Annotated in this window: 8 protein-coding genes; 2 read left to right on the forward strand and 6 right to left on the reverse strand. The window is 36.4% G+C overall.

The window, feature by feature from the left end; translation table 11 throughout:
* Nucleotides 1–388: 388 nt before the first annotated feature.
* Nucleotides 389–637, reverse strand: coding sequence for an acyl carrier protein (acpP, locus tag VKJ25_RS01590; RefSeq protein WP_324234873.1), 249 nt, complete (start codon nucleotides 635–637; stop codon nucleotides 389–391).
* An 874-nt stretch (nucleotides 638–1,511) separates the two neighbouring features.
* Between acpP and VKJ25_RS01595 the strand changes: the two genes are divergently transcribed.
* Nucleotides 1,512–2,417: a CoB--CoM heterodisulfide reductase iron-sulfur subunit B family protein gene (locus VKJ25_RS01595; RefSeq protein WP_324234874.1), complete on the forward strand. Its 906-nt coding sequence runs from the start codon at nucleotides 1,512–1,514 to the stop codon at nucleotides 2,415–2,417.
* Nucleotides 2,418–2,782: 365 nt separating this feature from the next.
* On the forward strand, nucleotides 2,783–3,028 hold the full coding sequence (gene psaC, locus VKJ25_RS01600) for a photosystem I iron-sulfur center protein PsaC (protein ID WP_293140161.1): 246 nt from the start codon (nucleotides 2,783–2,785) through the stop codon (nucleotides 3,026–3,028).
* Between the two features lie 617 nt (nucleotides 3,029–3,645).
* Here psaC and VKJ25_RS01605 read toward each other — a convergent pair.
* The 5 genes from VKJ25_RS01605 to VKJ25_RS01625 form a co-directional block, all read right to left on the reverse strand.
* Nucleotides 3,646–6,687: a hybrid sensor histidine kinase/response regulator gene (locus tag VKJ25_RS01605; protein WP_324234875.1), complete on the reverse strand. Its 3,042-nt coding sequence runs from the start codon at nucleotides 6,685–6,687 to the stop codon at nucleotides 3,646–3,648.
* Nucleotides 6,688–7,103: 416 nt separating this feature from the next.
* A complete protein-coding gene (locus VKJ25_RS01610) occupies nucleotides 7,104–11,027 on the reverse strand; it encodes a GAF domain-containing protein (protein WP_324234876.1) in 3,924 nt (1,307 codons plus the stop codon).
* A gap of 292 nt (nucleotides 11,028–11,319) precedes the next feature.
* Nucleotides 11,320–11,817, reverse strand: coding sequence for a chemotaxis protein CheW (locus VKJ25_RS01615; RefSeq protein ID WP_324234877.1), 498 nt, complete (start codon nucleotides 11,815–11,817; stop codon nucleotides 11,320–11,322).
* A gap of 288 nt (nucleotides 11,818–12,105) precedes the next feature.
* Complete coding sequence (locus VKJ25_RS01620; RefSeq protein ID WP_324234878.1) at nucleotides 12,106–12,474, reverse strand: response regulator transcription factor; 369 nt, start codon at nucleotides 12,472–12,474, stop codon at nucleotides 12,106–12,108.
* 584 nt (nucleotides 12,475–13,058) lie between these two features.
* Nucleotides 13,059–14,279, reverse strand: a complete 1,221-nt coding sequence (locus VKJ25_RS01625) for a response regulator (protein ID WP_324234879.1) — start codon at nucleotides 14,277–14,279, stop codon at nucleotides 13,059–13,061.
* Between the last annotated feature and the right edge of the window lie 548 nt (nucleotides 14,280–14,827).

A 14,827-nucleotide genomic window follows, 5' to 3' on the forward strand; every position in this document is an offset into this window, starting at 1 on the left:
AATGGAGAATTTTAGCTATTGACGCCTTAACGTTTGACTTTGGGAATTTCAGCCTATGTTGTATCTTCAATTATTAATATTTTGTTAGAGAGATTTACAATTGCTACTAATTAAGTTAAGTACATTACTATAACATTAACCTAAAAAAACACCAAAATTTTACCTAATAATTAATAATTAAATAATTCGCGCCTTGAAGCCTCCCCTTTAAAGGGGAAAAAATAAATTTTTTCCTTTTATTCAATCCTATCCGTTTTTAGGGAGAGGTAATTATCAATTATCCATTATTGAACTGCCCCATTATTTGCTTTGCGACAATAAATAAGCACCCGTTAAGCTAAAGCTATAACGGGAGATTAATTCTCAACACATTGACAGTGGTAAATAATTATGCTGTGGCTGGTACTTGTTTCTCAATATAATCTACAGCATCTTGGACAATAACAATTTTTTCTGCGTCTTCGTCTGGAATCTCAATGTCAAATTCTTCTTCTAATGCCATAACCAATTCTACAGTATCTAAAGAATCAGCTCCTAGATCAGTAGCAAAGTTAGCTTCTGGCTTTACTTTTTCTTTATCGACTTCCAGTTGTTTAGCCACAATGTCCTGCACTTTGTTGAAAACTTCTGTGCTCATAAAATGCTCTCCTTACTTTAAATTATTTTAGATGTTGCGTTTCTGATTTTATCTGAAACTGGGTTAAAGCTAACTATATAATTCGAGTTTGCTAAAAAAGTATGAGTGGTAAAGGTAGAAAGTAGAAGGCAGGAGACAGAAGGAATGGGAATTAAAGAATCGTCTCTTGATTTTCTTCCCCTTTCTTGCCCAAAATGCTAGATTTTTGATTTTTTCGGGAACCGTACCTGAGACAACTAAAAGCTGGTACTTTATTAGTACCTGAAAAGGCTACAACCTTTACATATAAAAGTTTTGACAAATAAAGTTTTTAGCAATTTTATGCCTAAAAAAAAGTACCAACCAGCTTTTAGGTCAAAAAGGTACAAAAATTTAGCATAATTAAAGTTTAGTAGGATAGAAAAATCAAGAGAAAATTGTGCCAACTAATACCTCTATAAGTCCTATTCTTCCTCACTCTTAACTACTCCCTACTCCCTACCTTAACCATCAGACTTTTCAGCAAACCCTATATTATTGCTCTGCTGAATATATCTAAAAGCATTGACATTCTAAACTTTTAGCCTTTTTTGATCGAAAAAAGTACCTAGTTTTTGGCTCTTGTTGTCTTAAAATGGTAAATTTTTGACCAACATTGTTAGAAAATTTGACCGTAGCAGATAGTTTAAACTGTTGCTTGTTGCCTGTTGCCTACCTTTTGGGATTTGGTTTTACCTTTTTCTGTTTTCTGTACGTCCGGTCTTTTTAGGTAAATTCTCTCCAGATATGGAAGAATGAAAAGTTTAACAAATATATAAACATAAGCTTAATATCATTAAGAGTATAAAATCTATGTTTATAAAATAATGTTTCTATTCCTATATTTTTTCATGTCATGCCTACTCAAAAACTCAAATATGCTTATTTTCCTGGTTGTGTAGCTCAAGGAGCTTGCCGAGAGCTTTATCAATCTACCCAAGCTCTGACCCAAGTCTTGGGAATAGAGTTAATAGAACTGAAAAAGGCTGCTTGTTGTGGTTCTGGCACCTTTAAAGAAGACTCTCAACTACTAGAAGATACCGTTAATGCCCGTAACATAGCTTTAGCAGAGGAACTAAATTTACCACTACTAACTCACTGTAGCACTTGTCAAGGGGTTATTGGTCATGTAGATGAACGTCTTAAAGAATCTCAACAAACTGAGCCAGCTTATCTAGAACAAATCAATGGCCTCTTACAAAAACAAAGTTGTTCTCCCTATCAAGGCAGTACAGAGGTTAAACATTTACTTTGGGCGTTAGTGGCAGATTATGGTCTCGAAGAAATCCAAAATCGTGTCACCCGCAAGCTTTCTGGTCTTAAATGTGCTGCTTTTTATGGCTGCTATTTACTGAGAAGTCAAACTAATTTATCTTATGATGACCCCTATCAACCAGAATCTATGGAAAATGTGTTTCGGGCTATTGGGGCTATTCCTATTTATTATCGAGGTCGGACTCAATGTTGTGGTTGGCCTCTTTCTAGTTATGCCACTAATCAGTCTTTTCAAATGGCTGGAAGTCATCTACAGGACGCTATTGACAATAGTGCAGATTGTATGGTAACGCCCTGTCCTTTATGTCACTTAAATTTAGATTCTCGTCAACCAGAGGTGGAGAAAGTGATGGGACGTAAGTTGGGTTTACCAGTATTACATTTGCCCCAATTAATAGCTTTAGCTTTGGGTATTTCTCCAAAGGAACTGGGATTAGATCGTCATCTAGTCTCAACTCGTCCAGTATTAGAAAAGTTGGGACTTTGATTCCTTTTTTGAAAAAGGAGTTATAAGTATGGTTCCTGTGGTTCCTGTGGTTCCTGTGGTTCCTGTAGTTCCTGTAGGAAGACATAAAAGGTAGGAAGAAGTAATTGTTTCTTGATTTTCCTGCACAGATATCACAAGATGATAACTTTTTGACTAACAAAAACCAAAAAATTCTCCCCCACTCCCCTACTCCCTACTCCCTACTCCCTATCAGATTATTGAGATATTTTAAGTTTTTCAACAATGTTTATCAGTGATGAGAAGCAGTAATGTAAACTAAATCGAAGCATTCACATCTAAAACTTGCTGTTCTATTTGCCTTTTGGTAGATATGACAGAATAAATTTGTTGGGAGAATTTAATTCATGGCTCATTCAGTAAAAATTTATGACACTTGCATCGGTTGTACTCAGTGTGTCCGTGCTTGTCCATTAGACGTTCTAGAAATGGTACCTTGGGATGGTTGTAAAGCAGGCCAAATTGCTTCATCCCCTCGTACTGAAGATTGTATTGGTTGTAAGCGTTGTGAGACTGCTTGTCCTACTGACTTTTTGAGTGTCCGGGTTTATCTTGGTGCTGAAACTACTCGCAGTATGGGTCTTGCTTACTAATACTAATTCCCTTCTATTGATTTTAGATTTTAGATTTAATAGAGGGTGGGACAACTGTATCTAAAAAATTAAAAAATAAAAGCTTGATAGGGGGAAATTAGTCCCCCTATTTTTTGGCTTTCTATTGGTAGTGGACTGACACAGCTAAAACCCATGTTCCGCACGTCAATTTGTAACACTAGAGTATTATAAGAATTTGGTAGCTTAGTAAATATTTATACTGTAAGAATTATCTTCATTTATAGCAATGTGGGCACTTAATATTTACAAATTGCCGGAGGTGTCCAATAGCTAAAAACATTATATTTAGAGGCTATTGATTCTTCCTCCATACCTGTTCCCTATTGCCTGTTCCCTGTTGCCTGTTCCATAAAAGCAGCGCTATAACCCACATTCCGCACTTCAATTTGTAGTATCAAATTAGGAGTTAGAATTTTCTCCGGAATGCTCCGGAAACAGAATTTAGAATAAAGTCATACTCAAGTATGTGAGCCAAGGAATTTATCCCTTGGCGTTTTTGCGCTGAGAAAGGCATTTTGCTAATAACTGACAACTGATAACTGATAACTGACCCCTACTCCTCACTGCTTACTCCCTATTTATATTACTTCCTATAGCTATGGCCTATATATTGCCTGTTCCCTACTCCCTATCTTCAAACATTTTTGTAAGTTATTAATCAAGTCTTGGTCTAAATAAGGTTTAGTTAAATAGCCATTTGCACCCAACTGTTTACCTAACTGACGATAGGGTTGACTCCCACGAGATGTTAACATTAATACAGGCATTTCTTCCTGAGAATATTCTTTACGACAACGACTTAGGAACTCAAAGCCATTCATTTCTGGCATTTCTACATCACAAATAATGGCTTTAATATAAGTATTTTGTTCGAGCTGTCTTAATCCAGCTTTACCGTCTTGAGCTTGCAGAACATTATATCCTGATTTTTGCAATGTTTTAGAAATAGTTTGGCGAGTAGTCAAGGAATCATCTATTACTAAAATAGTAGGTGCTTTTAAAAAAGTAGAATTTGATAAATTAGGGTGTTGAAATTGCCTCTGAATACCAGGTGATTTATGAGGACTTGACCTGGTTTTATCTAAGGTTTTTTCTAATAATTTAATTCCGTCAATAACTGGTACTAAACTACCATCTCCTAAGATGGTACAACCATATAAATATGATGGTAATGTTAAAGCTTTGCTAAAAGGTTTAATGGTTAAATTTTGTTCCATTAATATCTGTTCAATTTTGATAGCAATTGTATCTGTATCTTCAGAAATTAATAATAACATTACCTTTCCTTGAGATTTTAGACCATAAGGACTTTTACCAAATTCAACAGTTTTTTCCTGCATATCCCTCAAGACTATTGGATAATTATAATCTGATACTATTGATGGTGCTATTGATACTTTTTTGTTTCGCCAAGAATATATTTCTTCCCCTTCTTGACTAACTTTAATTTCAGTGGGGTCAGCATAGACAATAGTTGCTAAAATGTCTAACGGAATGGCAAACAAATTACCTTCCATACGAAAAATTAATAATTTTGTAATTGTTAAAGTCCAAGGTAATCTGAGAATAAATCTTGCTCCTTTACCAATTTCAGATTGAATGGTAATATTGCCTTTTAATGCTTCTATTTGACGCAATACTGCATTTAATCCTACTCCTCTTCCTGATAAATCACTTACTTCTTCTTTGGTGGAAAAGTCAGGATAGAATAAAAATTGATATAATTGTTTGGTTGATAATTTTGCAGCTTCACTGGCAGAAACAATATGCTTAAGTATGGCTTTATTCCGAATTTTGGCAACGTCTATTCCTCCACCATCATCTTGAATTTCAATATAAGTATAGTTTCCTTGATAATAAGATTTGATAGTAATTATTCCTACTTCTGATTTAGCATTAGCTTGTCTAATTTCTGGGGATTCAATACCGTGGTCGAAAGCATTTCTGAGTATATGAACTATAGGGTCATATAATTTCCCTAAAACTGCTTTATCAATCAAAGTATTTGCCCCTACTAATTCTAATTTTACCTGTTTTTGTTTTTCCAATGATAAATCTCGAATCATTCTGGGGAATCTATTAAATAATGATTCGATAGGTAACATTCGAGTTTTAGTAATATGACTTTGAATTTGTTGTAAGGTTTGTTGTCTTTTTTTGATAATTTGTTGACTCTGCTGGTGTAATAGTTTAATGTCATCTACTGCTTCTCCTATTTGAGAAATTTCTTCTAGTAGATTTGGTAACATATTAATTAAAGAACCTAGTTTTTTATTCTGAGGGTTTTCAGATTGATTTAGCTTCTCAGCAAAGGCATTAATGTCTTGAAATTTTGCCATTAATTGCTGAAATTTTTGCCATCCTTTATCTAAGGTTTCTATTGAGGCTTGGGATTGTTGATTTTGCAGAATAAAACTATTATCTTGAGTGGTTAATTCTCCAACTAAATTATTCAACATTTCTAAGCGTTTCATATCTATCCTAATGCCTAAATTAGATGAAGATTGGAAAGTAGTTTGTTTTTCCAGATTTTCCTTTTTATCATCAGTAACTTCTGGTGCAGAAGCTTCTTGAACAGAAATATTTACTGATGCTTTATCAACATTAGAAATTGGAGTTTTAATTCTGCTAGTTGTCTGTACTTTTTGACTTTGATTTTGATTATTCACTTGAGATTTTTTACTAACTTGATTTACTGTTCCTGACTTTAATTTTTGAGTGGCTTTTGGTGCAGTAGTGCTGCTATTTTTTGGCACTTTTTGACCTTGATTTTGATTAGTAACTCGAGATTTTTTAGTGGCTTGATTAACTTGTTTTGACTGAGTATTTGCTACAGTTGTTTTAGGTTTTAATGGTTTGGTCAATCTTACCAATGTTGCATTTGGTTGCCCTCCTTGAACGCGATCGCCTTCTAATACAGCTTTTTGCCCTTTCCAAAAATCTGCTAAAGCTAACTGACCAATTTTGGCTGTATATTTGGGATTAACATCCAAAGCTCTAATTGTAGTTTCCGCAATGGAAGCAAACCCAGACAAATTCAGCATTGTTCCCAATGTCGCAAATACTTCCGCTTGTCTCTTCAATTCATTTTTCAGGGATAAACTATTGTCACCTTTACTTTTCCCAGCTAATAAACTTTCCCAACGGTGCAAACCAGAAGGTATTTCTTCTGTAAATAGAAACTTAGCCATATCACCCTGTTCCATTGGTACTTCCGGAAATTCTGCTGCTGCTTCCAGAGAATGCCCAAGTTTACTTTCCAACTGCTCAAAAATTTGTTTTGCTTGACTAAGGGCAGTCTTTTCATTGTAGTTACCTGTTTCAATTTGTTCTAGAGTTGGCGATCGCAAACAGTCAAAAGCTTGCAATAGTAAATTTTCGAGCGCTACATCAAAAACAGTATTTTCCTGATAAAGCGCTCTGATGCCATTTTCTAAATTATGGGCAATGGTTTTAATACCCATTAAACCGATACAAGCAGCACCACCTTTAATAGAATGAGCTGCCCTCATTAATTTATGGAGTGTTTGCAGTTCATGTTCTTGAGAAATATTTATTAACCCTTGCTCAAGAGTTTGCAATAATTCTGTAGTTTCTTCTACGAAAAATTCGTAAGCTTGGTCATCAATTTCTATCATAATAGGTAATAGGGAATAGGGAATAGTCGTAGGTTGGGTTGAGGAACGAAACCCAACATTAGGGAGTAGGAACTAAGCCAGAAACCCGGTTTCTTTAGGGAATAGGGAATAGTCGTAGGTTGGGTTGAGGAACGAAACCCAACATTAGGGAATAGGAACTAAGCTAGAAACCCGGTTTCTTGAGGGAAGAGGTATGGAAGGAATAGGGAATAGTCGTAGGTTGGGTTGAGGAACGAAACCCAACATTAGGGAATAGGAACTAAACTAGAAACCCGGTTTCTTATCAGTGCGATTTTTCGGGAACCGTGTATCTTGCTTCCTTGGGTGTACCGGAACTAAGCTAGAAACCAGGTTTCTTTTTGGACAAGAAATAAACCCCCAATTATTAATTATTAATTGTTCCCTGTTCCCTTCTTTTAATTTACCTTAAACTCTGCCACATTCTTTTCTAACTCCCCAGCAACTTCTAGTAACTTAGCAAAAGACTGCGCCACAGTCATAGACTGTTCAGAAGTTTGATTAGCGATCGCTGCCACCTCCTCCATAGTTTTCGACAGTGCATTAGAAGTATCAGCTTGAGTAGTAGCAGAAACAGTAATCTCCCCTACCAACTCACTAATTTGTCCACTCACATCCAACACATCCGTTAGAGTTTTTCGTGCCCCCTTAACTAACTCAGTACCAATCATAACTCGCTTGCGTCCTACCACCATTGCCTTAATCACCTCAGTGGTGCCAGACTGAATCTCCTCGACAATTTGCTCTATCTCCTGAGTCGCACTAGCCGACTGTTCTGCCAGAGAACGTACTTCACTGGCAACCGTCGCAAAACCTTGGTCGTCTTGCCCCGCTCTAGTTGCCTCCACGGAAGCATTCAAAGCCAAAACATTAGTTTGATTTGCCAAATCATTAATCAAACTCAACACCCGGGAAATCTTCTTAGAAGTTTCCCCCAAAACCTTCACCTTCCTAGCAGTTGCCTCCACAGTTTTCTGAATCCCCACAATACCATCCACAGTTTTATTCATCGCTGCATCACTGGTTTGCAGAATCTGATTTGCCTGCTGCACCTTAGCTTCGGCTTGTTGAGCATTACCCACCACTGCCTTGACTGAATTAGCCATCACCTGAATTTTTTCCAGAGCATTAATAATCGCCTCCGCTTGCCGTGTCGCTCCCACAGACAACTTCTTAATCTCTGCCTCATTACCCTCAGTCGTCGAACTCACCACATTTGTTGCCGACTGCACCTGCAACACCAACTGCTGTAAATTTTCAATCGTGGCATTAAAAAAGTCAGCCACAGTTCCCATCACACCACTGGTTACAGCAGCACGCACCGTCAAATCACCATCAAAAGAACTTTCGATTTCTGACAAAAACTTTTCAATTTGACTTTCTAACAACTCCTTTTGCTGCTGTTGCTCAATAGACACACTCTCAGCTTTTCGACGAGCCTGTTCAACCTGTTGCAACAAAACCGCCTGGTCCAAAGCATACCCAATCTGCAAAGCCACCTGTTTAAACACCTCAACATCTGACTCCAACCAGTTGCGAGTTTCCGAACATTGATGCACACCCAACAAACCATAGAGAATCTGATTCACCAAAATTGGAGCCACCATATTCGCCTTCACCTGCCATTTTTTTAACTGTTCCTCATGGCAAGCAGTCAAACCTGCCTTACTAATATCAGCATTCACTAACACCCGACCTTGACGATATGGTTCCACATAATCTGCTGGAAAACAAGTCACATCGCTTTCCACCTCCGAAATATTGATATACCCTTGTTTCACTGCCTCACTAATAATCTTACCATCCCAGTCTTCATCAAAGCGATAAACTACCACCCTGTCAGCCTCTATTAACTTTAGCGCCTCCTCTACACCTGTACGGAAAATGCGTTCAATATCAAGAGACTCTCGAATCCTTAAACTAATTTGATTCAACTTTTTCGACTGCTCAACACTTGTTTTTTGTTGTTGGAGGAGGTTTTCCTGTTCCACCGCAAAACCAACTTGAGTAGCCAACTGCCTAACGAAATCCACCTCCGTATCTTTCCAGTTCCGGGGAGCAGAACATTGATTAATCACAAAGAAACCATACAGCTTTTTGTCAACAAAAATTGGAGCCGTCAAAGTTGCCTTAATTGCCAAAGGTTCAGCATCCTTTAAATAACACTCAGTAGTCTTAGCATCGTCAATTATAGTTTGAGAAGGGTCATGCAAATTTCTCAGAACCTTAACTCGTCCTCGCAAATAAGCCTTAATATGATGTTCCTTAAAACACTTGCTATCTAACTTACTACCCAGAGCAGCATACCACATACTATCCACCGACTCAGCCACAACCACACCATTGTAGTCATCATCTAACTTATAAACCATCACTCGGTCTGCTGCTAACACTTGGCGAGTCTCCACCACCACCGTATTAAAAATATCCTGTTCATTCAAAGACTCCCGAATCATCGAACTAATTTCATTCAACCGTCGCGCTTGTTCCGTCGCCACCCTTTGTTGTTCCAAAAGTCCTTGCTGTTCCAAAGCAGTGCTGACTTGACTAGCCAACTGTTTGATAAAATTAACTTCTGACTCTTGCCAACTTCGAGGTTTAGAACATTGGTGAATAATCAACCAACCATACAACCTTGCCTCCACTAGAATTGGTGCAGAAATGTTCGCCTTAACATCAAAAGGTTTTAATAGCTGAAGCATACATTCAGATACCCCAGGACTATTAATATTTTTAATTGTACTAACTTGTCCGCGCAAATAAGATTTAAAATTTTTCGCAAAGCAAGGATCAGCTATTTTCTGCCCCAGAGTGCTTTTCCAACCCTGACCGAGTGATTCTGCTATCACTGTACCAACCATATTCTCATCAAAACAATAAATTATAGCACGGTCAGCTCCCAGAGCATTACGAGCCTCCTCAATCACAAGGTCAAAAACTTCTTCAATATTCGTGGTACTACGAAGATTCATAGAAATTTCATTTAATAAGCGAGCCTGTTTAGTCGCCGCTTGTTGCTTTTCCAATAGATACGCTTGGTCTAGAGCATATCCCACCTGAACACCAACCTTCCGCATCAAATCCATTTCTAACTCCGTCCAACCTCTTGGACCGGAGCATTGGTGAGCAATCAACAAACCCTGCAACTCCTTCTCCACTACAATAGGAGCAACCAAATTAGCCTGCACCTCAAAAGGTTCGAGTTGACCAAGATAACACTGAGTCAATCCCGCTTCATAAATATTTTCTGTAGCTTGAACTCGTCCTTGTTGATAAGATTGTATATAGCGATCAGCAAAACAAGGGTCAGCAATTTTTGCCCCCAACGCTTTCGGCCAGCCACTACCCACCGACTCAGCAATAACAGTACCCTTCCACTCTTCATCAAACTCATACACCACCACCCGGTCTGAGTTTAAAGCACGGCGAGTTTCTTCAACAGCAGTCACCAAAATATCCTTCAGATTGAGAGACTTACGAATTTCAGCATTGATGTAATTTAAGTTTTGAGCTTGTTGAGTAGCTGCCCGTTGTTTTTCTAATAATAATGCTTGGTCTACAGCATAACCAAGTTGAATCGCCAATTGTTGGAAAAACTCAATTTCTGACTCCACCCATTGTCGAGGTTGAGCGCAATGATGCGCTATCAATAACCCCAGTAACTTTCCATTAGCAAGTATAGGCGCAACCAAATTTGCTCTCACAGCAAAAGGTTCCAATTGCTTAATGTGACATTCAGTTAATCCAGCCTTATAGATATCAGGAGTCGCTCCTACCCGCCCTTTCTTGTAAAATTCTACATAGCGATCAGCAAAACAAGGATCCGCTATTTCCGCTCCCATAGCCTTTGGCCATTGTACATCTACTGATTCTGCAATAACTGTACCTTGCCAATTTTTATCAAATTCATATACTATTACTCTATCTGTTTGCAAAGCAGCCCTAGCATCTTGCACCACAGTTTTAAAGATGTCTTCAATATTGAGAGACTCCCGAATATTTGACGTGATTTCGTTTAATAATTCAGCCCTTTCTGCTGCCGCTCCTTCTTTTTCTATTAATAATTGAAGTTGATTAATTCTGATATCTATATTAGAGCGTAATGTGGCTAAATCTTCTGCCAAAGCATTAGTTTTTGCCTTTAACCCTTGTGGTTTTTGATTAGTATTTGGCTGCCAAACTTCTACTGGCACAATTGTTACCTCCTCATCATCTACTTGATTCTTTGTAGTTTCTCGATTAGATTTTTGAGAGTAATCTTGAGCTTGATTTTGTACTCTATTATCTGGCTGGTTGTTTTTTCTAAAACGTGCTTGTGTCATTTATTTTAGGAAATAGGAAATAGTGCGACCATCTTGCTCGCATTGGAACAGGGACTAAGCTAGAAACCCGGTTTCTTGGAGAAACCGGGTTTCTTTTTTTTTTTTGGAAACCGGGTTTCTTTGAGTAGGGAGTAGAAAGTAGGAAATAGTGCGACCATCTTGCTCGCGTTTGATAGAGTAAGAAATAGTGTGACCATCTTGCTCGCGTTTGATAGAGTAGGTTAGGGGTTTGGTCTCCAAACCCAAGCATTAAGGGATGATATCTAGTTATTAGCATTCAGTCTAGTTTAATCTAGTTTTTTTCTATGTATTCAATAATTGCTTCAACATCTAAAATCATCTTTCTTTCTCCTGTTGAATTAGTGCAAGTTCCTAGAATAAATTGTTCTACAAGTGAATCTTTTTTCTCTTTTTTTATAGCACTAATATTTTGACTTTCAATGTCAATCAAGTTACCTACTTTTTGCACTAATATACCCAGATAACTATCTCGAAATTTTACTTTGATTACCCGAAATTTTTGTTGATAGTATCCAGTAGAGAGCAAAGGTTCAAAACCCATCAAATAAGCTAGATCAATTAACCAGAGAATTTCGCCTTGCCACTGAAACACTCCTACAACTACAGTTGGCATACCCGGTATTTGTAAAATTGTTCTCTGGTCTAGGGTAATCACTTCATTCAGCTCACGGGTAGATAATATAACCTCTAATGTTTTAGTAACTTCTAAAGATATAAATTGTTTACTACTACTGATTGTTTGGGAACCGTATGATGCTTGTTTTGACATTGGCTTTTTTCTATTTTTAGGGAGTAGGGAGTAGGGAGTAGAAAGTAGGTAATAGGCAATAGGGAACAGTTTAGAGTATCTGCTACGGCCAAATTTTCTGACAATATGTCAAATCTTTACCATTTTGAGATAACAATAGCCAAAAAATAGGTACTTTTTTAGGCATCAATAAAAAGGCACTTACCTTGATCTGTTAATGCTTTTATATTTAATGAGCATAGCAATATTTATTGGTTGGCTTGGGCTTGGTTTTATTTAATTCTTTAGTGATTAAATACCTACCGTTTTTCAAGCGACCAATTTTTCTAAAGTTGCCACAAGTTTCTCTTGATCAACTGGTTTAGTAACATAAGCAGATGCTCCCTGCTTCATCCCCCATTTTTGATCTATTTTCTCTGATTTACTAGAACAAATAATAATCGGGATATTCGCTGTATTTTCTTGATTTTTTAGTTCTCTACATAAACTATAACCGCTTTGACCAGGAAGCACAATATCCATTAAAATCGCATCAAAATTTTTTTGCCCCAATATAGCTTTAGCTGCTTCTGCTGTAGTTACGCTCAAGACATCATATCCTGATTTTTTTAAATAGTCAGTCAAGATAGTAGCTTCTGTTGGACTATCTTCTACAATTAAAACATTTTTTTTTACCATTGCTGATCTTTTCCTTATCAATACTAATTTAATAATAAATTCTTGTTAATTAATATTATTAATATTTAGACAAAAATTTATTTTTCTTCATAATACAATATTAATTACTAAGTTGCATCTTCCCAATTGTTTTTCCTGCTTCTCTGGTGTAGCTTATAGGAATTTCCATACTTAGGGTTTGCGCTTCTTCAGTCTTTTTAAGAAGATGGGGTGATAGGGTGATGGGGAGTAAATTTTTGTGCCCAACTATGCGCCCAAAATAATAAATTTTTGAGTATGAATAGCTCAAATAAGCTGATTTTTTTAAGGTGTAAAAAAGCTAAAACTTTTATCTGTCAAGGTTTTTATCTTTAATTAGTAGGAAATTAGGCTTTAGGGAAAAATAGTACAGTCTCCAACGACAAGTAGCAAAGAGTTATGACATTAGTCGAGAGGCTTTGCTAGAGCGATTATCCTTGCTAACAACTGCTTTTCATCCCCTGAAAAGGGAAGGCTTGAGACCTTATTTTTTGGTCAAACGATATAGTCGAGTTTATTAACATATTTTAATTATATAAGCAATAGTAATATTGACTGATTTTTGATTAGGAAAATTTGGGAGCGACAGACAAATATTTTTCGATCATTTTTAAAATTTCTTCTGGTTCACCAGGTTTGTGCAAAAATCCAACAGCTCCCATTAATTTAGCCCGACTCCTATCTATTAAATTATTCCGACTGGTAAAGATGATTATTGGTATTTTGGCAAATACTGGTGCATTTCGTAAAAATTGATAAACAGTATAACCATTAGCATCAGGCATTTCTAAGTCAAGAAAAATTAAATCTGGTTTTTCTTCAGCAATTTTTACCAGTCCTTTGACTGGATCTTGTACATCCATCAACTCATATCCAGTAGGTTCAATAATTTTTCTTAATCTTTCAGCAACTACTATACTGTCATCAATACAAGCAATTAATGGCTTTTTTTTAGTAGTAATCTGGTCTTTATTTTCCTCATTTTCTTGAGCATCAGTTAAATGTAATTGAAAATTCGGTTTTGGTAAATCGGGAATTTCTTGTAGTTCTACAAAGTTTTTTTTGATTAAGGGAAGTAAAGCTTTACTGACAGTTAATACTGTTTTTTTTAGTTTACAGGAAATATCCCACAAAGTTAAATCCCCCTTTAAGTATTGAATTTGATTAGATAAAACTTTTGAATCAACAGATTTTTTCAATATAGGAACAAGATTGGGGTTAAAATTTTCTAAACCTGCTCTTTTCGAGAAATATTGCATTTGAGCAACTTTTGTTAAAATTTTTTCTATTTCCCAATAAGACAGAGATAAACCAAGGGATAATTCTGAGCGACTATCATCATTTTTTTTCCATTGATATGTTAAATCTAGACAATGACTCATGGAAAAGAATATTTCTAAGGTGACAGTGCTAATCACTGCTTTAGCTTGAGAAACAGTGATTTGATCTTTCCTAATTCCATCATATAGAAGTAAATATTCCCAAGGTTTGTCTGAATCTGATGGTATTGTTGAAGTTGCACGATTCCAATGAGGACAGTAACATTTTACACATCGTTCCCAACGTCTGACTCTATGGATATCGCTAGTGGCATAGAGCAGTCTACCATAAAATAGGATGAGTCTTTCTTTTCTAGTAGGACTTTTTAACACTAGAGTCCCTATTGCCTTATCTTGAGCAAGTATATTTAGTTTTTGTGCTAATTGAATTAATTGTTTGTTGCCAGACATGAATTTTAAATTCTTAACACTATCATGAGAAGAATCTTCGGGCTTTGTATCTGTCATAGTATTGTTATGAAAAGAATCTTCAGGCTTGGTATTTTTCATAACATTCTTGGTGGCCATATACATACTTTTAATCTATTGAGTTATTTAAATTGAAACGTTCATATCTACATTGATAACATTATTCTTTCTTTAATGTTAAGATTTGTTTACTTCTATTTAGTGATATTGATCGCTTGCAAATAGAACTCTGATTTTGAAACACTTGTTATAAAAGCTTCAGAAGCTTTTATACTACATTTTGCTGGTCAAGCCCCATATCTATTGTACCCAATAAAGGAAGGATAATTGAAAACCCTCCCTTTAATTACTTCTGAGTGGTTCCATAGGAGTTTTTTCTCAGGGGGGAGGTTAAGTTATACCCTACATACATTCCGCACGTCAAAATGTAGTATAAAATATAAGTCAAAATTCAAAAGTTATGCATTAAAAAGTAAATAGTTAATTCAGTATTTATGGTTAATATTTTCGTGAGAATTGGACTTGGAAGAAAGTTATAGCGCTGCTTTTAGGGAACAGGCAATAGGGAACAGGTATGGAGTAAAAAT

It is taken from the genome of Okeania sp. (assembly GCF_035285525.1).
Taxonomy (GTDB): Bacteria; Cyanobacteriota; Cyanobacteriia; order Cyanobacteriales; family Microcoleaceae; genus Trichodesmium.